Below are 20,994 nucleotides of genomic sequence, written 5' to 3'. Positions count from 1 at the left end.
TTTAATATCAATAATAAATAATATATGCATTAAAACTTACTTAAGGTGGTGTGCTACAATATGTGCAAAGTATCTAGAAGAGGGTATGATGAAAATGATAAAAGATGGTTTTCTAATAAAGAACTTATAAAATTAAAAAAAGCCAAGGAAGAAGTTGAATGGCTAATAAATAGAGATTATAAAATAGATACTGTAGTAAACTTTGTATGTAATAGATATCAATTTTCAAATAGACAAAGGGATTGTATAAAAAGAATAGTATGCTCTGATGAAAAGAAAGAAATAAGAAAAAATAAAGAATTGACTATAGATAAAATAAGTGAAGGTACCATATATATAGATGGATTCAATACTATAATAACTATAGAAGTTGCTTTGTCAAAAGGTACATTAATCGTAGGAAGCGATAAAAATATTAGAGATCTAGCTGGACTTAGAGGTACATATAAAATTATTGATAAAACAGAAGAAGCTTTAAATTTAATAGGTGAATTTTTAGATAAAAATAACTGTGAATCAGCAGTTTTTTATTTAGATGCTCCAGTATCTAATTCTGGAAATTTAAAGCATAAAATAATAGAAAGTTTTAAGAAAAGAAAAGTAGCTGTTAATGTAGAGTTGGTAAATAATCCAGATGTTATTTTAGAAAAATCAGAAAGAGTAATAAGCAGTGATGCGATAATAATTGATAAATGTATAAGCTATTTTAATATGACTAGAACTATAATAGAAAAATATATACAAGATGCTAATATTATAAACTTAAATGATTAGCAAAGAAATATGAATTAAATATAATGAAAATCAAGCTTTACAGATTCCTGCAAAGCTTGATTTTTTTTACTCTGCGAGTGCTTTTACTTCTTCATAGCACTTTAGATCTGTATAAAGTTCACTTGTATATGGATTACGTTTTGTTTTTCTTACTTTGTAGACCATATAAATAAATAATGCTACATTAGCAAGAAGTGCAATTAAACTTACAACAAACAATGCAGTTGGATTTTGTGTTGATTTAACAGCAAATTGTGATTCATCAATGAATGTAGGGTATGTCATGGCAAACATACACCAAAGAGCAAGTGTTTGCGCACGATGCTGTAACCAAGCACCTTTTTTTAGCACAAAGGCAGCTACAGTTGGTGCAATTAGTAATGCAATACCACAGTACCAGGCATGGTCACCTAAACAGTTATAAGTATATGCAAAGTTCCAAAGATCATAAGCAATAATCCAGAACCAACACATATCAGGCCATAACATATCTTTGCTCTTATCTTTACTAATACAGATTCCTACCCAACCTGTGATTGTAATTATATTTAAGATACCTGCAATTCCATTTAAGTAGTTCCAAGAACCACTATAAAATACCATTCCTTCAAAGACTTCTTTTGTAAGGCCTAGTGAACCAATTTGGAAATCACGAGAAACAGCCTCAAGAATATTAATTGCAAGAATTAATGGAGGAAAATATAAAACCCATTTATGACTAGTAGCATCTTTTAAGTGACGAATTAACCAAAACCCAATACATCCTGCTAAAGCAGAATAAACTTTTGCGTAGTGAAACCAGTCATCTACACTAGTACCAGCAGTGGTATTTGGCCATACAAAGAGTGTAAGAATGATTGGTAATATTACAAATAGTGCAATCCCACCCCATTTATAACGTCGACCAATTTCATTTAATATAATTAATACAATGAACACCAAAAATAACATGAGCCAATTGGTAATTGGTTGTGGTTCAAATAAAAACATAACGTTACCCCCTAAATTTAAATATATAAAGTTATGAATCACGATTATTGTAGCACTTTTAGTTAGAAAACGAAACATATTAAGATAAATTAGATATGTTACACTTTAATGCAGATGCAATTTTTATGCTAATTTTAAAGGTTTTAAGTAAAAAAGTCGCCTTATTAGCGACTCTTTACATCTAGTTTTTAGGTTTGAAATTAGAAAGAACTAATTTTAAGTCAAATTCCATTCTAGACTTAAGATTATAACTTCCTTGATGAAGACACCAGTCAAATATTGTGCCCCTAGATATCCTCATAATTATCATAGTCAAATCTAAGGAAGAAATAGAATTATCTAATTCATCATTTTCAAGTAAATCTTCTACAATAGATTTAACTTCTAATGCTATATGACGGTCAGGTTTAATAGAGTACTTTCCTTCTATCGAAAGTAAGTTTTTATAGATTTCACTTACAAATACCCAGCCAAGTTCCTCCATCATAGTTGCGCCTTCAACTAATAAAAATAATAATTTATCTAGGTTTGAGCAAAAATTTCTTGCATGAAATCTATCCATAACTAGAATATCAACTTGTTCATAAGCTGTATTAATTATTTCTGCCTTTGATTTAAAATGATGATAAAAAGCACCTGTTGATATATCTGCAGCTTGGCAAATATCTTGAATTTTAACACTATCAAAACCATTTAACTTAAAAAGTTCAGTGGCTACTTGTGTGATTTTAAGTTTAGTTTTAATAGCTTGTTTTTGTCTATCAGTTAATTTTTCCATGATAAAAACCCCTTTATAGGACTTAAATGTTAATCCCGTTAATTATATGATTATTTAGTATAGCATAAAAAAAGTAAATTCATATACATAGTTGTAAAAGATAATAAATAAAAAACTGCAAGTATACATTTACAAAATATGGTAAAGCATGCTATATTTTAATTACAGAATGAGATTCGGTGAAACTTATTCTGTCTAAAATGTTACAAAATTAACAATTGAGCAATGTGAAATTAATCAAAATTAAATGATTAATTAGAAGCATATTAAATATTTTGACAATACAAAAAATATTAAGGGGGAGAATTATGGAGAAATACAAGGTAATCGAGATAAAGGAAAGTGTTTTTAAAAACAATGATGAACAAGCCGATTTACTTAGAGCAGATTTAAAGAAAGATAATACTTTTTTATTAAATTTAATGTCTTCTCCAGGTTCAGGTAAGACTACAACAGTTTTAAGAACTATCGAAGCATTAAAAGACGAAATGAAAATAGGAGTTATGGAAGCAGACATAGATTCAGATGTTGATGCTAATACTGTTTCAAAAACAGGAGCAAAAGTAATTCAGCTACATACAGGAGGAATGTGTCATTTAGATGCAGATATGACAAAGCAAGGTTTAGTAGAACTAGGAACAGAGGATGTAGACTTTGTGATACTAGAAAATGTAGGGAATTTAGTATGTCCAGCAGAATTTGATACTGGATCTTCAAAAAACGCTATGATACTTAGTATACCAGAGGGACATGATAAACCACTTAAATATCCATTAATGTTTTCAATAGTGGACGTAGTTTTAATAAATAAAATTGATGCTATAGAATACTTTGATTTTGATTTAGATTTAGTTAAAGAATACATAAAAAAAATAAATCCTAATATACAAGTTATAACAATATCAGCAAAAACTGGTGAAGGTATAGATGAATGGGCAAATTGGATAAGAAAAGAAGTAAAAGCTTGGAATAATTAATATAATATATAAATTAAAATTTTTAGGGGGATTATTATGGCGGTAAAAGAAAAGGTTCTTCAGTTTGCAAATCAGGTTAGTGGAAAGAAACCAGGGTCTAAAGGGTACTTTGGTGAAAATGATGCACGTTATAAAATTTTAGAGCCAGTTGTAAGTGATGAAATGGCAGAAGTTTTACTTTGTATGAAGATTAGAGAAAAAACAACTGCCCAAAAAGTAGCACCTTTATGTGGTAAAAGTGTTGAAAGATGTAGTGAGCTATTATTAGAGTTATCAGAAATAGGGGTAGTATTCGTTAATGAAATAGATGGTGTAGATACTTTCTGGTATGAAACTTGGGTACCAGGAATTATGGAAATGATGGTTAATAACAAAGAACAAGCTAAAAAATATCCTCAAATTCCTAAGGCATTTCATGATTACGGTGTGGAAAATGGACCAAGATCTACAGGAAGTTTTCCTCCAGGGGTAGGACTTATGCGTGTTATTCCAATAGAAACTGCAATAGATGGAGAAACAAGAAGAGCATCATACGAGGAAATATCAAAATATCTAAATGAGAATGATAAATTTTCAGTATCAGATTGTTCATGTCGTACAGCAAGAGAAAGTATGGGAGAAGGTTGTGGACATTTAAAAGAAGATATGTGTATTCAATTAGGGCATGCAGCTGAATATTACATAAGAACAGGAAGAGGTAAAGAGATAACTAGAGAAGAAGCTTTTGAAATAATAAAAAGAGCTGAAGAAAATGGGTTAATGCATCAAATACCAAACTTAGATGGATCAGGAAAAACTCATGCTATATGTAACTGCTGTGGATGTTCATGTCTAGCACTAAAGGGAGCAAATATGTTTGCAAATACAGATATGGTACGTTCTAATTATGTATCAAAAGTAGATAAAGATAAGTGTGTTGCTTGTGGTGAGTGTGTGGTAAACTGTCCAACTAATGCCTTAAAACTAGGGCAAAAACTATGCTCGACTAAACCTGTTGTAGATAAAATTGAAAGAAAAGAAACTCCAAGAAATACTAACTGGGGAGAAGATAAATGGAATGAAGATTACAGAACTAATAGAGAAAACGTTGTAGAGAGTGGAACTAGCCCATGTAAAACTGCATGTCCTGCTCATATAGCTGTTCAAGGATATATTAAACTTGCTTCACAAGGAAGATACAAAGAAGCATTAGAACTTATAAAAAAAGAAAATCCATTCCCAGCAATATGTGGACGTATCTGTCCTAGAAAATGTGAATCAGCATGTACAAGAGGAGATATAGATTCACCACTTGCAATAGATGAAATCAAAAAGTTTATAGCTGAACAAGATTTAAAAGAAGAGCATAGATTTATACCTAAAAAGAGACATGATTATGGCAAAAAAATTGCAATAATAGGTGGTGGACCTGCTGGACTTTCATGTGCTTATTATTTATCAATAGATGGATATAAGGTAACAGTATTTGAAAAACAAGAAGCACTTGGTGGTATGTTAACTTTAGGAATTCCTTCTTTCAGACTAGAAAAAGAAGTTGTTAATGCAGAAATAGATATATTAAGACAAATGGGAGTCGAATTTAAAACAGGTGTAGAAGTAGGTAAGGATATTACTTTAGATGAATTAAGAAAAGAAGGATACAAAGCTTTCTATTTAGCAATAGGTGCACAAGCTGGTAGAAGATTAAATATAGAAGGTGAAGATGCAGAAGGTGTTATCCCAGGTATAGAATTTGTACGTGATGTTAACTTAGGAAAAGATGTAGCGTTAAACGGAAAAGTAGTTGTTATTGGTGGAGGTAATGTTGCTATAGACGTAGCGAGAAATGCCACAAGAGTAGGTGCAGATAGTGTAGATATGTATTGTTTAGAAAGTCGTGAACAAATGCCTGCACTAGAAGAAGAGATAGAAGAAGCTTTAGAAGAAGAAATAGTAATAAATAACTCTTGGGGACCTAATAGAATAATCGTAGAAGATGGAAAAGTAGTAGGAGTAGAATTTAAAAAATGTATTAGTGTATTTGATGAAAACAAAAGATTCTCTCCAAAGTTTGATGAGAATAATGTAAAAGTAGTAGATGCGGATTATGTTTTAATTTCAGTAGGTCAAAGTATTGACTGGGGTGATTTACTTAGAGGAAGTAAGGTAGAACTAAATCCTAACAATACAATAAAGGCTGATGGATTTACTTATCAAACAAATGAAGCTGATATATTTGCTGGAGGAGATTCATACACAGGACCTAGATTTGCAATAGATGCAATAGCAGCAGGAAAAGAAGGAGCTATATCAATTCATCGTTTTGTTCAACCAGGACAAAGTTTAGTAAATGGACGTGATAGAAGAGATTATCATGAATTTGATAAAGAAAGTTTACAACTTGAAGGATACGACAATATGCCAAGACAAAAGGCTGAACATAAATCTGATGTAAATACAAAAGAATCTTTTAAAGATATACGTCTTACTTTTACAGAAGAACAAGTTAAAAAAGAAACAGAAAGATGTTTAGGATGTGGAGCTACTGTTGTAGATGAATATATGTGTGTAGGTTGTGGTCAATGTACTACACAATGTAAGTTTGATGCTATATCACTTGTTAGAAAGTATGATGCAGAAGGTGTAGCTTATGAAGATCTTAAACCAGCTATAGTTAAAAATGTTATAAGAAGAAAAGGTAGAATGTTAGGTAAGAAAGTTAAAGATGTATTTGCAAAATAAAAAATAATGATAAGAGGTGTATTATGGGAATTTTATATGAAAGAATGACTTTTGAAGGATGGGCAATATTCCTATTTGTACTATTAGCATTGATGGCATTCAATGAACTTGGAAGAAGCACAAAATGGGCAGGTATACTATTATTTATAATAGTGCCTACGTTTTTAACTATTTATGTGTGGCCAACTACGGCTGCACCAGGAAATGAATATGGAACTGGAACTTGGTTTAACTGGGTAAAAACTTACTCAGCACTTGCTGGATGTGTTTGGTTTATGGCACTTAGATATATTCCTTCATTACAAAAGAAGAAATGGGCATTGGCTCTTCCAGCAATTATTTTAGGTGTTAATATACTTGAAGCTGCTATTAGAGATTTTCAGATATTTAGTTATGGATTAACTGATGGTGGAGTTGTAGATAATCTTTGGACTATATCTGGACCTTGGAATATTATGAATGGTATAGCAGGGATATTAAACATAATTACGATTTGTGGTTGGTTTGGAATATTTATATCAAAAGATAAAACAAAGGATATGATATGGCCAGATATGATATGGGCATGGATTATAGCTTATGATTTATGGAACTTTGCTTATACTTATAACTGTATATCAGATCATTCAATTTATTGTGGAGCTGCTTTATTACTTTCATGTACTATACCAACTTTCTTTATAAAAAGAGGGGCTTGGTTACAACATCGTGCTCAAACATTAGCTCTTTGGATTATGTTTGTTATGACTGTGCCACAGTTTGCGGATAGAATAGCACCAGTTGCTACAACACATAACAAGACTGCTTTCTTTGTAGTAAGTTTGATATCTTTAGTTGCAAATGCAGCTTTAGCAATTTATCAATTTAATAAGATAAGAAAAGATAAACTTAATCCAATTAAGGATGAGATTTATACAGATACGAAGGCTTATAGAGATGTAGTTTTAGAAAATAAGTAGATGCAAAATAGAAGTAGGTGAAAATAATGCACGAGCTAGGGGTAGTTATAGAAGTTGTAAAAACTGTGGAAAAAGTAGCCTTAGAAAATAATTTAACAAAAGTAGATAGTTTGGTATTACAGATAGGGGAGTTGTCTTCTATGATACCTAAATATATAGAGAGCTGTTTTCCAGTAGCAGTAGATAATACTATTTTGCAAGATACTAAGCTTGAGATAGAAGTTATACCGGCAAATGGTATGTGTAAAAGTTGCAATAAAGTTTTTAATGTAAAAGCAAACAATGGGCAATGTGCTTATTGTAGCAGTAAAAGTTGGGATTTACTTAGTGGAAAAGGATTTGTGATTAAGGAAATTGTAGCTTATTAAATAAAAGTAGTTATTAAGTGTGAAAGCTTAGTAACTACTTTTTTTATGAAAACCTATAATTATAGGTTAATTCAATTCGTTGTGGTGCTCCGGGTGAATATGTAAGTTTTGCTCCAAAAGCTGAGAAGATGCTTTAAATGTCGCTAAAACTTACATATTCACCCTTCGCTTAGCTATTTTAAAGTAAGCTTTTTTTGGTATATGATAACAAGTAATTCAGTATTACTGTATACAAATTTATATTTTATAAGTTAATAGATACTTCAAAGGCAAAGGTTTAAACTACAATTAACTATTAAGAGTTTTGTTACAATAATAAATGCACTAGTTAAAAAATAAGTTTTTTGCAAATAAGTATAATATAGAAATTATTGATAATTTAAGTTTGCAGTCCAAGGAAAATCTAATGGAAATACTGTTTTCGCAAAAGTATATATATTTTTAAAATCTTTAAAATCCTCGAATTGAGCTTCATTATATTCAAAGAAAAGCTTATTTAACTTACTTAAATCATCTATAATAAGTTCTTCATCTTTGTATCTTATAACATACTTATAATCACGTTGTACAAACTCTAAGTTATCTACGAAATCCGTACTAAAATATTGTTTAAAATAACCTGAAAGACTTTTACATAGCTTTTCAAAATTAATTATTTTTAAACTTCCTTGCTGATAATCTAGCTCTTTATTAGTAACATTTTGTAATTGATCTTTTGTATTTCTAATATGAACAGAGTATACTATTTTGCTTAAATCATATTTATAGCATAAGTGTTTTAATACTTTTTCAACATAATAATTGTCTAAAGATAGTTCAACTACTTCAGCAAAAGAGTTTTCATTATCTTTTGTAACTCTTAAAATTATATATCCTATAGTAATATCATTATTTTTCACAAGAACTTTCTTATAACTTCTATCTCCCCAAGGTATAGTTGCAGAGTGAAGAAGTGTTGTAAATTCTTCTTTTGTTCTTATATATCTAGTACTATTTTGATTATACATATGTAAAATTTTATTTAAATCATTAGAATCTATATAAGTTTCATCAAACTCTAAAATTTTAAAATTCGTTGGAAGATCTATTTTTTCAGGATATATAGAATACTTATAGAAGCTTTTTATAAGACTACAATTTCTTCTTGTATAAAGACTTCTAGTACCAGAAACAAGCAATATATCTACACCATCAGATAGCATTTTGCTTTCAACAAAGTCTAATACTTTAGATGAAAATCCTCTTTTTTCATAATCTGGATGCGTACACACTGCACCTATTGCAGCTACTTTTATTTTTTCACCCTGTATAGATACTTCTTGAATTAAGTAATTAACATCAGATACTACCCTATTATCTTGAGATATGACAATCATATTATCTATATTGTTTTTATTTAATAAAAGAGGAAATTCTTCGACCATAGTTGGTTTACAATTTCTTGATATTCTAAAAACATAATTTATAAGTTCAGTTACATCATTAAATTCATTCAAATTTGCACTTCTAGCATTTACATTCATATCAATAGCCCCTTATCCTAATATATTTAATTAATAAATCTAAATAAATTTTCTTGCGTAAATAATAGTCAAAACAACATTTAATCTAATAATATATCTTTTATTTTTAAGTATATATAATTATAGAAAAAATCAATACAACAAATGTTTATTATAGATAAAAGCTATTAGAACATATATCAGTTGTTTGATAAACTAAGAATGAAAAAATTGTTAAAAAGGTCAAATGAATATTTTTAGATAATAATAAAATATTTAGATGGGATAAATACATTAGATTGGGGATTTTAAAAATATGGAAATTCAATACGCATTAAAAGATTGTACATTTAAACATAACAAATATTCAGTTATATCATCAGAAGTTTTAAAAAGCAAAAACGTAGATATTAAGGTTGCAAAAGGAGAGAAATTTGCATTTCAACTAATGCTATCTGCAGATAAAGAGTTTAATTGTTGCATAGATGATAGTAACCTTATATCTTGGAAAGGACTAGAAGATAGAGTAAGAATAAGTTTAAAGACTCCAAAAGGATTAGAAAATAATTTTAATATAAGCATACTAGGATATGTACAAGATGATACCAAAGCTTATGTTAATGATGCTATATTAAGAGATAAAGATGTACTTGTTGAACAGTATATACCTCAAATGTTTTGGATAGAAGGGGAAGTTCCAAGGGACTATAATGAAAGTGAATTAACTCTAGGTATAGATATATTTAAAGCAGTAGGTTATGAGGATGAAGTTAAAGAACACAGCATAGATGTAAAAGTAAATGTATCTGATGTAGTTTTAAAACCTTTAAATCAAAGTGAGTTTTTCCTTGATTTATGGCAACACTATGCATCTTTAGCGAGAATGTATAAAGTAGGGCTTTGGTCTAGTGAACATTTAGATATAATTGATAACTATTTAAATGAACTATCAAGCTTAGGAGAAAAAGTTACAACTATCATAGTTTCTGATTATCCATGGGCAGGACAAAGTTGCTATAGAGTAACTAAAAATCCTTCTAATTTATTTGAATATAATATGGTAAAGGTAATAAAAAATAGTTCTGGTGAAATCGTATGTGATTTTAATACTATAGATAGAATTATAGAAATAGCAGATAAATATAATATGGCTAAGGAAATCGATATATTTGGATTGCTAGGAAACTGGTGTGCTAGAGATTTTGGAAATCCAGTAAAAGGCTATAAAGATCCAATAAGAGTAAGATATTTTGATGAAAATGAAGGTGTATTTAAATTTATAAATAATACTGCTGGTTTAAAAGAATATATTGGAGTTGTTTTAAATCATTTTATAGAAATTGGAGTTTGGGATAGAGTAAGAATAATAGCAGATGAACCAAATAACCCTAAAGTAGTAGAAGAGTGTATGGAGTTTATAAGTTCTTCTATAGAAAATAAATATACTGTTAGATATAAATCTGCTACACACGATCAAAAATTCCTAGAGTATTCAAAAGGTTTAATAAATGATATGTCTGTTAACCTAGGACTTACAGTTGAAAATTATAAAGATATATTACCACTTAAAAAACAAATAAATGAACAAGGTGGAAATTTAACTTGGTTTGTATGTTGCATGCCAGAAAAACCAAATAGTTTTTTAAGTTCTCCATTTGTTGAAAATAGGATATTAGGATGGTACACATATTACTTTGGACTAGATGGATTTTTAAGATGGGATTATTGTCTATGGACTGAAGATCCATGGAAAGATTCAAGTTATAAGTTCCCATTATGGAAAGCTGGAGATATGTTTTTTGTGTATCCAGGTAAAGATTTAAAACCAATAAGAAGTGTTAGAATGGAAAATCTAAGATTTGGAATTCAAGATTTTGAGTTATTTACTATGCTAGAAGAAAAAGTTGGTAGAGATTATATAGAAAAGCAATTGATGGAAAAGTTATTAAATAGAAAAGAAAACTATAAAGTTATAAGTCATTTTGAAGTAGAACTTGGATATTCATTAGAAAATAAAGAATATAATTTAGTAAAGAATGAAGTGTTAGATTTATTATCAAAAAAATAAATATATATTATACTTTATAAAGAGAAAGACTCTAGTTTTAAAACTAGAGTCTTTTTTTATGCAATTTAAAACTAAATATTCTAAGTTATTACATTACAAAAACGTTATATTAAGCCAGTCCAACATAACAATAATGTAGGCGATATTTCTCGCTACATAAATTATAATAATTATACAAACGAAATTGAAAGCCATTGAAATTACTATAAAGTAAAGCGAAAAATCAAATTAAAAGGAGAATTTTATGAAAATACCAAAAAAGATATTAATAGTACTAGTAACACTAACAGGAATTGTAGGTGGGGGGATGTTAGCTATAAATAAATATAATGAAAATTTACAAAACCAGTATCAAGTTCAAGAAGAAAAAGAAGAGGTAAAGCAAGGAAACTTAGAGGTAAATGTTACTGCTTATGGAAATGTAGCGGCTAAAGATGAAAGTAACTCATCAAACTTAAAAGTTCAAGTAAATATAGATGAGTTAGATATTAATAAATTAAAGATAGGTCAAAAAGTAAAAGTTGAATCTAAATCTTTACCAAATGAAGTAATAGAGGGAAGAGTTGAATATATAAATCAAACTGGTGAGATTGAAAATGGAAAAACTAAATATAAAGTTGATATATCTATAGAAAAACCAATATCAAAAACAGGAACTATAAAGCATAATGAAGTTAATTTAAGAGAAGGAGTATCTAAGGAATATCTATTAACTAAAACGTTAAATGAAGGCGATAAAGTAGAAATACTTGATGAAGTTATAAAATCTAATAAACAAAAGTGGTATAAGGTGGCATTAGAAGATGGAACTATTGGATGGGTTTATTCATTGAATATAGAAATAAATGGGATAAACAAAACTGATGTAATAGCAACTATAAAAAATGATAGTACAAATGTTAATACAAAAGCTTCTTCAAAGAGTTCTATAACAGCTAAACTAGCAAAAGGTGACGAGGTAACTATAATAGGAAATGAAGGTAGCTATTATAAAGTAAAACTAGGTAATGAACAAGAAGGATATATAAAAGAAAGTGATCTTATTATAGGAAGTTTAAAGCCAGGAATGTCTGTAACTGTGTCTATATTAGTAGATAAAAAAGAAAATACACTATATATACCAATACAATGTGTTACAAAAGGTGATAATGGTTATTCTGTTATACCTTCTAACTCAAATGATTATAAAAATATAGAAGTAGGAATAAGTACTGAAGACTATGTTGAGGTATTACAAGGACTTTCAGCTGGAGATAAGGTTAAAGTACTAAATGAAAATAGCGAAAATTACTAAGGGGGTATATATGGAATATATAATAAAAGCAAATAATTTATGTAAAACATACCATGTAGGGGATGAAGAATTAAAAGTATTAGATAATGTATCTTTAAATATAGAAAAGGGAGAATTTGTTGCAATAGTAGGTCCATCTGGGTCTGGAAAATCAACATTTATGAATATAATAGGCTGTTTGGATACAGCTGATGAAGGCGATTATATATTGGACGGAGAGACTATTAAAGATGTTGAAGGAGACGACTTAAGCAACATAAGAAACAAAAAGATAGGTTTTATTTTTCAAAACTTTAACTTACTAAATAAACTATCTGCAATAGAGAATGTTGAGTTGCCGCTAATATACCAAGGTATAAGTATGAAAAAAAGAAGAGATATAGCTATAAAATGTCTTGAAAAGGTAGGACTTGAATCTAGAAAAAATCATAAACCAAATCAATTATCAGGTGGACAGCAGCAAAGAGTAGCAATAGCAAGAGCTATAGCTACAAATCCAGAAATTTTACTAGCAGATGAACCAACAGGTGCATTAGATAGTAAAACTAGCGAAGAAATACTTAAAACATTACAACAATTGAATAAAGATGGTAAAACAATCATAATGATAACTCATGATTTGAATATAGCAAACAATGCTAAAAGACAAATAAGAATAAAAGATGGAAAAATATATGAGTAAGAGGTGATAAAATGAATTTGATTCAAATAATAAAAATGTCTTTAAATGAGATAAAGTCAAGTAAGCTAAGATCATTTCTTACTATATTAGGAACAGCTATAGGAGCTGCAAGTATTATCTTATTTGTTACAATATCAATAGGTGCAAGACAAAGTATGTATAAAGAAATGGAAGCTGTGTCATCTGAAGTTGTAACTGTTAGTATTAACACAGTTGACGAGAATAAAACTATAAAGTATGAAGATATTGATGAACTACTTAAATATAAAAACGTTAATGAAGTATCGCCAGTAATATCAGGAGCAGCAACAGTTTTATATGATTCAAAAGAAATAGAAGCAAATGTATCTGGAGTTGATCAAAGCTATAAACCTATAAATAAGTTAAAAGTTAAATCGGGAAGATTTTTAAGTAGCATAGATTTAGAAAACTACAATAACGTTGCAATTGTAGGGAGCAAGGCAGCAAAAAAAATATTTCAATTAGAAGATCCAGTAGGTAAATATATAAATATAAACTCAATACCTTATAAGATTGTAGGTGTATTAGAACAAGTTTATGATAAGTATGAACTACCTGATGATGAAAAAATATATATACCTTTAATGAATGCAGAAAATGTATTAAATGCAAATGGGATTGCAACTATGTTTGTAAAGGGAAGCTCAGTAGAAAGTATATATGACACTACAAGCGATGTGAAAAAGTTTTTAACTAAGAAAATAGGTAATAAAGATGAATTTTATATAACAAGTAACCAAGAAGTCATAGATATGTCAAAGTCTATGGAGGTAGTTTTAGATATAATGGTTGGCGCAGTATCTAGTATATCTTTATTTGTTGCAGGAATAGGTATAATGAATATGATGTTAGTTTCTGTAACAGAAAGAACAAAGGAAATTGGTATAAGAAAAGCATTAGGAGCTAAAGAAAAGACTATTTTATCACAGTTTTTAGTAGAATCTCTTACAATAAGTTCAATTGGAGGAATATCTGGAGCTATATTAGGGATAGGAGGATCTAACATTATATTAAGTATTATGGGATCTGATCCTTATATAGCATGGAATGTTGTTATAATAGCAATAGTATTCTCTATTTTAATGGGAGTTATATTTGGGGTAGCACCTGCAAAAAAAGCTGCAAAATTAAAACCAATTGTTGCTTTAAAATCTGAATAATAATAAAAAGCTCTATTTTCAATTATTTATAATTGGACTTAGAGTTTTTTTAATAAATATATATATGGGTATAAATAGTATAAAAGTAAATTAATAAATATATATTGTTGATATAATATATATTAACAATAAGTATTATATAAAATATTTGAGGAGAAAAAATATGGAACAGATCTTTATAGTAGAAGATGAAGTAAAATTAAGAAAAGAAGCAATAACCCTTATAGAGAAAAATGGATATAAGTGTGTAACAACAGATGATTATAATAATATAGTAGATAAAATATTAGAAACTAATTCAGACTTGCTGCTTTTAGATATTAATTTACCAGTTAATGATGGATTTTATATATGTAAAGAAATAAGAAAGAAATCGGACATACCTATAATAGTAATAACTAGTAGTAAGTCTGATATTGATGAACTAGATATGCTAAACCTAGGTGCAGATGATTTTATAAACAAACCATATAACCCAAGAATACTTTTAGCACATATCAACTCAGTGCTAAAAAGAACGTATGGTAAACAAAACAGTGTAATTTTAACACATAAAGGTGTTAAGTTAGATGTTTTAAAAGGAATAGCTTCCTTTAAAGGAAATAGTGTAGAGCTTACTAAAAATGAAATTGGTATATTAAGCTTATTGATGGAAAACAAAGGTAATATAATACCTAGAAATGAAATCATAAGACACTTATGGGATATGGAAGAATTTGTAGGAGACAGCACTTTAACAGTAAATATCAACAGAGTTAGAAAAAAGCTAGAAAGTATAGGAGCAAATGATTATTTAGTTACAAAGAGAGGATTAGGATATACAGTATGAATATAGGTCTATATTTAAAAGATAAATTACTAGAGATATTTATATTACTAGCAACAATTTTACTAACATTTATGTTCATGTTTATTATAAAAATAGAAATCCATTCTATAATTTTTGTAGAAATGATATTTATATTAGGCATTTTTATTATAGCTGCTTTGGATTTTTATAAGAGAAAAAAATTTTATAATGAATTTTTAGACACATTTAGTGAACTAGAGGAAAAGTCTTATATAACAGAGGTAATAGATAAACCAAACTTTACAGAGGGAGAAATATTTTATGATGCATTAAAACAAGAAAGTAAATATATAAATGACACAATATGTACATATAATAGTAGGTTTAAAGATTATAGACAATATATTGAAACTTGGATTCATGAAGTAAAAACACCAATTGCTACATCTAAGTTAATAATAGAAAATAATAAAAATATTGTTACTTTAGATATAGAAGAAGAAATTGAAAAAATAGATAACTATGTAGAGCAAGTGTTGTATATGTCTAAGATAGAAAGTGTTGAAAAAGATTATCATGTAAAAAAACTGAGCTTAAAAAAATTAGTCATGAATTCTGTTAAAAGTAAATCTAAAGAGATAATAAATAATGGTATAGAACCTATCATAGGTGATTTAGACTTTTATATACTTTCAGATTCTAAATGGATAGAATTTATAATAGGACAAGTTATTAGTAATTCTATTAAATACAAATCTGACAATTCACAAATTGAGTTTTGGGCAGAGAAAGCAAAAAGTAAAATTAACTTATATATAAAAGACAATGGGGTTGGAATATCAGCTAAGGATTTACCTAATATATTTAAAAAAGGATACACAGGAGAAAATGGAAGACTATATTCAAGCTCAACAGGTATAGGATTATATATATGTAAAAAGTTATGTGAAAAATTAGAAGTTGAAATAGATGCAATATCAGAACCTAACAAAGGAACAACTATAAAATTAACATTTGTAGAAGCTAAGTAAGCGAATTTTTTATTACAAAAATGTAGGATTGGTGTTATGTAAATCTGTCGATGTGTATTTTTTCTCATGATATTATATACATATAGAGGAGGTAGTTATTATGAGAAAAATATTACAAGTTAAAAATATAGAAAAGTATTATAGAAATAAGGCAAATGTTACAAAGGCAGTAGATGGTGTAAGTTTTGATGTTAATAGTGGGGAATACATAGGAATAATGGGAGCTTCAGGAAGTGGTAAAACAACTCTTTTAAATTGTATAGCTACTATAGATAATGTTACAGCTGGAAATATATTATTAAATGAAAAAGATATAACTAAAATGAATGAAAAAGAATTAGCTAAATTCAGAAGAGAGGAATTAGGATTTATTTTTCAAGATTTTAATTTATTAGATACATTAACGGCTAGAGAAAATATAGTATTAGCATTAGCTATTACAGGTATTAAGGCAAAAGAAATTGACAAAAGAATAGATATTATAGCTAAGGAACTAGGCATTACTAATATAATTGATAAGTATCCATATGAAATGTCAGGGGGACAAAAGCAAAGAGTAGCATGTGCAAGAGCTATTATAACAAAACCTGCACTAATATTAGCAGATGAGCCAACGGGTGCACTTGACTCTAAATCATCTAAAATGTTTTTAGAAAATTTATCACATTTAAACCAAGAATTAAAGGCAACTATATTGATGGTTACACATGATGCATTTACAGCTAGTTATTGTAATAGGATAATTTTCATAAAAGATGGGAAAATATTTAATGAATTAATTAGAGGTAATGATACTAGAAGAGAATTTTTCAATAGAATAATAAAAGTTATATCGCTTCTTGGAGGTGATGAGCAACATGTATTCTAATGAAGTTTTCAAGCAATTAGCAAAAAATAATGTGAAAAGTAGTATAAGAGATTATAGTGTTTATTTTGTAACCTTAGTATTTGGAGTTGTATTGTTATATACATTTAACTCGATTGGAGATAACTTCAACTTTTTAAAAGGTAACTATCTATTTGAATCATATCTTGGTATGGCAAAAGGAATTATGATTGTTTTTTCAGTTGTAATATCTATCATATTTGGATTTTTGATAAACTATGCCAATAACTTTCTTATGAGAAGAAGGAAAAGGGAGTTTGGAATTTATATTACTTTAGGTATGGAAAAAAAAGATATAAACAAGCTAATGTTTAAAGAAGCTTTAATAGTAGGCATATTTTCACTTATTACTGGAACTATACTTGGTATTTTACTATCACAGGGACTAAGCATAATAACTTTTAAGATGTTAAATTTAGATGAAAATATGTTTAGATTTTCAATTTCGATAAGTGCAATTATAAAGACTACGGCATTTTTTACATTAGTAATTATATTAGTAAATATATTTAATAAAAGAAGTATAAAAAAGTACACATTAGTAGACTTATTAAATTCACATAAGAAAAATGAAACGTTTAATTCAAAAGGTAAGTCATCAAAGAAAAAATTTTTTATCTTATCTATTTTATTAATAGTTTTAGGATATGCAATTGTATTAAATCTTCACTTTTCACTTAAAATAGTTATTTTAAGTTTGATACTAATAACATTAGGAACATTTTTACTATTTATATCTATATCAGATTTTATTATAAGTAGAATAAAAAAACATAAGTATATATATTATAAAAGATTGAATGTGTTTATAGTTAATCAAATAGCTAGTAAAATTAAAACTACTAGTTTATCAGTAACAACTATTTGTTTAGTTTTAGCTGTATCTGCAATAATAATGCCATTTGGAATGGCTATGGGAAAATATATTATACAGGATGTAAATAAGATTGCTCCATACGATGTAACTATTAATGAATATGGCAATGTAAAATCAACAAATTCTATAAAAGAAAATTTATTAAATAATGGATTTCCACTAGATAAAATAGCGTCAAGTTCAAGTGAATTAAATTTATATAATTTAGATGATAAAAATATAGGGAATATCAAAGATTATAGCAATTCAGGAATTTATGCTATAAAAGAAAGTGATTTTAATAGTGCAAGAAGTATGCAGGGGCTAAGCACTATTTCATTAGGCGATAATGAATTTATTATGAATATTGTTTCAGATAAAACAAGAGAAGAATATAAAAATTATTTAGAAAAAGATAATAATTACATTGAAATAAATGATACAAAACTTTTATTAAATAAAGAAGATGTATATGCTACGCAATACTATACAAGTGTTGTATTACCAGAGAATTTAACTGTAGTTATACCGGATGAAGTAGCAGAAGGTTTAGTAGCAGATTTTACATGCTTAAATATTAATTATATCAAAGAAAATAATGAATATGATAATATGTTTATAGATGAGTTTTTTAAATATACAGAGAAAAATCATGAAAATTATTATGACTATGATACAAAAGTAGTTGTACAAGGAGAAAAAATAGCTATGAATACTGTGTTTTCATTTTCAGCTATATATCTTGGTATAATATTGTTAATATCAGCAGGAGCTGTACTAGCATTACAACAACTTTCTGAAACAAGTACAATGAAGGAAAGAATGAATTTGTTAAAAAATATTGGTGTAGATAAGAAGGATTTAAAAAAATCAATGTTTGTGTATATAACTATAATGTTTGCTATGCCACTTATCCTGGCATCTATGCATTCGATATTTTTATCTACTTATTTATATGATATATTAGGAGAGTTAAAATCTGTAGGATTATTAAAAAATATGATTATAAGTACAGTTATAATCATAGTAGTATATGGTATTTATTATAGTGTAAGTTTAAATGATAGTTTAAATATAATAAATAAAGATAAGTAATATATACAATCTTTAAATAATGAAATAAAGGAATACTAACATTAAGTACTAGCTATAGCTAGTACTTTTTTGATATTCAAGTATAGAATCTAATGTATGAGTATTGGTTGATAAAGACAAAATAAAGTTTAGATAAGGAGTTGTTGAAATATGATAGATGAAATATATTTAGTATCATTTAAATCTATAATTTCAGTAAGTATTTTGTTTTTACTAACAAGAATTATGGGAAAAAAGCAAATATCACAACTAACATTATTTGACTATGTTGTAGGTATTTCAATTGGGTCAATAGCTTCAGAATTGGCTATAAATGACTCTATTACATATGTTCAAGGAATAACTGGCATGATTATTTATGCTATTTTTCCTATACTTCTTTCTATTATTAGTTCAAAGAGTTATTTAGGAAGGAAAGTATTTGATGGAGTACCTACAATTTTAATTCAAAATGGTGAAATTAATGAAGATGGATTAAAAAAGACTAGGATGAATATTAATGATTTGCTAGAACAGTGTAGGTTAAAAGATGTGTTCAATATAGGGGATATAGAGTTTGCTATTTTAGAAACCAGTGGAACTTTAAGTGTTCAGCTTAAAGCTGAAAATAAACCGTTGACCCCAAAGGATATGAATATTAAAACAGATTATGAGGGGTTATGTGTAAATATCATTATTGATGGTAAAGTAGTTGATGATCATTTGAGTATATTAGGAAAAGATAAAAATTGGTTGGAAAATGAGTTATATAAAAAAGGTATTAGAAATTCATCAGATGTTTTGCTTGCTTATATTGATAGTTCAGGAAATCTTAGTACATATTTGAAAAATAAAGATATTCCTATTACTCCAACATTTTAGATATAATAATTATTTTATAAATATAAGAAAACCACCCTTGATGAGAGTTATCAGTTAGGGGTGGTTTAAATTTTATTGTATTAGTTATAGCAGTGATTACAAGTTTGAATTCTTTCTTCCCACCATCCAAAAGCAAATCTTACACCATCAAAGGAAGCTGGTAAAAATCCACCAATGTAAACACTAATAGATTGTCCAGGAGCAAGTATGATTTGTCCACCATCAACGACTAATGTAGAGTATGGAGGTACTATTCTACTGAAGATAGAAACTCCATTATTTGGAGGTGTAGTAGGTGCGTTTAAATATTTGATTTTACCTTTAGGGATTGGTTCGGGGCAAATAGCTGTGTTAACACAAGTAACTAAGTCGCTTATTATTCCATTACTAATGTTTGATCTTAGATAAAATTCAGCTGATAGGTTTAGCGATGAAATATTTGTTATAGTTATTGAGTTTAAATATATATTACGATTTGAGTTTGGTGGGTTTTTTAGTATCGCTAGTGCGTGTTCAGTTTGACCACTTAGTGTTGGTGTTTGACCAATAAAGTAATTGCCTTGTTCTGATTGATATAATGGATATTCCATAGATACTTCTATTGAATCTGGGTTGTTATAATATGACATTAAAATCACCTATATATAAATTTTATAAGAAGATATAACTTCATATATTTTATAGTATTCAAGTTATAGGTATAATGCTACATATAAATTGAAAATTAGACATTGATAGGGTGCTTTAATTCGTGGGGGCGCTCCGGATAAAGATGTAAGTTTTGCTCCAAAAGCTGAAAAGATGCTTTAAATGTCGCTAAAACTTACATCTTTATCCTTCGCTTACCAAATTTATAGTAATTTATTTTTATTCTGAGGTAATTTGCATAAATCTATGCAATATTTGTAAAAACTTCAATTGTATAATATAATTAAGATAAAAAATTATGTAGTTGTAGATTGAGTTAGTTGTATACACTAAATAGATAAATATAAATACGATATAACAAAAGTTAATTATTAGATAACTTAATCAAAATTATTTATTAATTGACTTTTAGTATGTATATGATATATATGAGATTATGTTTTATTTGGAAAATTGAGTTTTTTTATAAAAAACTAAAAAATTAAAATTTTATGATTGTTAACTATTAATAGATTAGAAATGTAAATAATCAA

The 20,994-nt window shown here is 27.9% G+C and carries 18 protein-coding genes; 14 read left to right on the top strand and 4 right to left on the bottom strand.

Annotated elements, in window-relative coordinates; all coding sequences use genetic code 11:
* Window positions 1-60: 60 nt before the first annotated feature.
* On the top strand, window positions 61-774 hold the full coding sequence (locus ACEXNK_RS02495) for a DUF434 domain-containing protein (protein WP_373599803.1): 714 nt from the start codon (window positions 61-63) through the stop codon (window positions 772-774).
* Between the two features lie 66 nt (window positions 775-840).
* Here ACEXNK_RS02495 and ACEXNK_RS02490 read toward each other — a convergent pair whose 3' ends face one another.
* Together ACEXNK_RS02490 and ACEXNK_RS02485 are read right to left on the bottom strand one after the other, a co-directional pair.
* The gene (locus ACEXNK_RS02490; protein WP_373599804.1) at window positions 841-1,764 is read right to left on the bottom strand and encodes a DUF5692 family protein; all 924 of its coding nucleotides are present in this window, start codon (window positions 1,762-1,764) and stop codon (window positions 841-843) included.
* Window positions 1,765-1,945: 181 nt separating this feature from the next.
* Window positions 1,946-2,542 (bottom strand): TetR/AcrR family transcriptional regulator, encoded by a 597-nt coding sequence (locus ACEXNK_RS02485; protein WP_373599805.1) that lies wholly within the window; start codon window positions 2,540-2,542, stop codon window positions 1,946-1,948.
* Window positions 2,543-2,850: 308 nt separating this feature from the next.
* Between ACEXNK_RS02485 and hypB the strand changes: the two genes are divergently transcribed.
* The 4 genes from hypB to ACEXNK_RS02465 are packed head-to-tail and all read left to right on the top strand — an operon-like array spanning window position 2,851 to window position 7,567.
* Window positions 2,851-3,519, top strand: a complete 669-nt coding sequence (gene hypB / locus ACEXNK_RS02480) for a hydrogenase nickel incorporation protein HypB (RefSeq protein ID WP_373599806.1) — start codon at window positions 2,851-2,853, stop codon at window positions 3,517-3,519.
* Window positions 3,520-3,555: 36 nt separating this feature from the next.
* Complete coding sequence (locus ACEXNK_RS02475; protein WP_373599807.1) at window positions 3,556-6,240, top strand: FAD-dependent oxidoreductase; 2,685 nt, start codon at window positions 3,556-3,558, stop codon at window positions 6,238-6,240.
* 23 nt (window positions 6,241-6,263) lie between these two features.
* On the top strand, window positions 6,264-7,199 hold the full coding sequence (locus ACEXNK_RS02470) for a DUF5692 family protein (RefSeq protein ID WP_373599808.1): 936 nt from the start codon (window positions 6,264-6,266) through the stop codon (window positions 7,197-7,199).
* Between the two features lie 26 nt (window positions 7,200-7,225).
* A complete protein-coding gene (locus ACEXNK_RS02465) occupies window positions 7,226-7,567 on the top strand; it encodes a hydrogenase maturation nickel metallochaperone HypA/HybF (RefSeq protein ID WP_373599809.1) in 342 nt (113 codons plus the stop codon).
* Between the two features lie 368 nt (window positions 7,568-7,935).
* Here the strand turns inward: ACEXNK_RS02465 and ACEXNK_RS02460 are convergent, their stop codons facing one another.
* Window positions 7,936-9,090 carry a GNAT family N-acetyltransferase gene (locus tag ACEXNK_RS02460; protein WP_373599810.1) on the bottom strand — a complete coding sequence of 385 codons (1,155 nt, stop codon included), beginning with the start codon at window positions 9,088-9,090 and terminating at the stop codon, window positions 7,936-7,938.
* 295 nt (window positions 9,091-9,385) lie between these two features.
* Between ACEXNK_RS02460 and ACEXNK_RS02455 the strand changes: the two genes are divergently transcribed.
* The 9 genes from ACEXNK_RS02455 (at window position 9,386) to ACEXNK_RS02415 (ending at window position 19,813) form a co-directional block, all read left to right on the top strand.
* Window positions 9,386-11,137, top strand: a complete 1,752-nt coding sequence (locus tag ACEXNK_RS02455) for a DUF4091 domain-containing protein (RefSeq protein WP_373599811.1) — start codon at window positions 9,386-9,388, stop codon at window positions 11,135-11,137.
* A 244-nt stretch (window positions 11,138-11,381) separates the two neighbouring features.
* Window positions 11,382-12,431 (top strand): SH3 domain-containing protein, encoded by a 1,050-nt coding sequence (locus tag ACEXNK_RS02450; protein WP_373599812.1) that lies wholly within the window; start codon window positions 11,382-11,384, stop codon window positions 12,429-12,431.
* 10 nt (window positions 12,432-12,441) lie between these two features.
* A complete protein-coding gene (locus ACEXNK_RS02445) occupies window positions 12,442-13,113 on the top strand; it encodes an ABC transporter ATP-binding protein (protein WP_373599813.1) in 672 nt (223 codons plus the stop codon).
* An 11-nt stretch (window positions 13,114-13,124) separates the two neighbouring features.
* On the top strand, window positions 13,125-14,294 hold the full coding sequence (locus ACEXNK_RS02440) for an ABC transporter permease (RefSeq protein WP_373599814.1): 1,170 nt from the start codon (window positions 13,125-13,127) through the stop codon (window positions 14,292-14,294).
* Window positions 14,295-14,457: 163 nt separating this feature from the next.
* On the top strand, window positions 14,458-15,123 hold the full coding sequence (locus ACEXNK_RS02435) for a response regulator transcription factor (protein ID WP_373599815.1): 666 nt from the start codon (window positions 14,458-14,460) through the stop codon (window positions 15,121-15,123).
* Window positions 15,120-16,115 carry a sensor histidine kinase gene (locus ACEXNK_RS02430; RefSeq protein WP_373599816.1) on the top strand — a complete coding sequence of 332 codons (996 nt, stop codon included), beginning with the start codon at window positions 15,120-15,122 and terminating at the stop codon, window positions 16,113-16,115. Before ACEXNK_RS02435 ends, ACEXNK_RS02430 begins: the two co-directional genes overlap by 4 nt.
* A gap of 100 nt (window positions 16,116-16,215) precedes the next feature.
* Window positions 16,216-16,983 carry an ABC transporter ATP-binding protein gene (locus ACEXNK_RS02425; protein WP_373599817.1) on the top strand — a complete coding sequence of 256 codons (768 nt, stop codon included), beginning with the start codon at window positions 16,216-16,218 and terminating at the stop codon, window positions 16,981-16,983.
* Window positions 16,973-18,952, top strand: coding sequence for an ABC transporter permease (locus ACEXNK_RS02420; protein ID WP_373599818.1), 1,980 nt, complete (start codon window positions 16,973-16,975; stop codon window positions 18,950-18,952). Before ACEXNK_RS02425 ends, ACEXNK_RS02420 begins: the two co-directional genes overlap by 11 nt.
* 150 nt (window positions 18,953-19,102) lie before the next feature.
* On the top strand, window positions 19,103-19,813 hold the full coding sequence (locus ACEXNK_RS02415) for a DUF421 domain-containing protein (protein ID WP_373599819.1): 711 nt from the start codon (window positions 19,103-19,105) through the stop codon (window positions 19,811-19,813).
* Window positions 19,814-19,893: 80 nt separating this feature from the next.
* Here ACEXNK_RS02415 and ACEXNK_RS02410 read toward each other — a convergent pair whose 3' ends face one another.
* On the bottom strand, window positions 19,894-20,442 hold the full coding sequence (locus tag ACEXNK_RS02410) for a DUF6143 family protein (RefSeq protein ID WP_373599820.1): 549 nt from the start codon (window positions 20,440-20,442) through the stop codon (window positions 19,894-19,896).
* Window positions 20,443-20,994 lie beyond the last annotated feature (552 nt).

Origin of the sequence: Paraclostridium bifermentans (assembly GCF_964259345.1) — a bacterium.
Classification (GTDB): Bacteria; Bacillota; Clostridia; order Peptostreptococcales; family Peptostreptococcaceae; genus Paraclostridium; species Paraclostridium bifermentans_B.
This window is presented reverse-complemented; position numbering and strand designations above follow the sequence as displayed.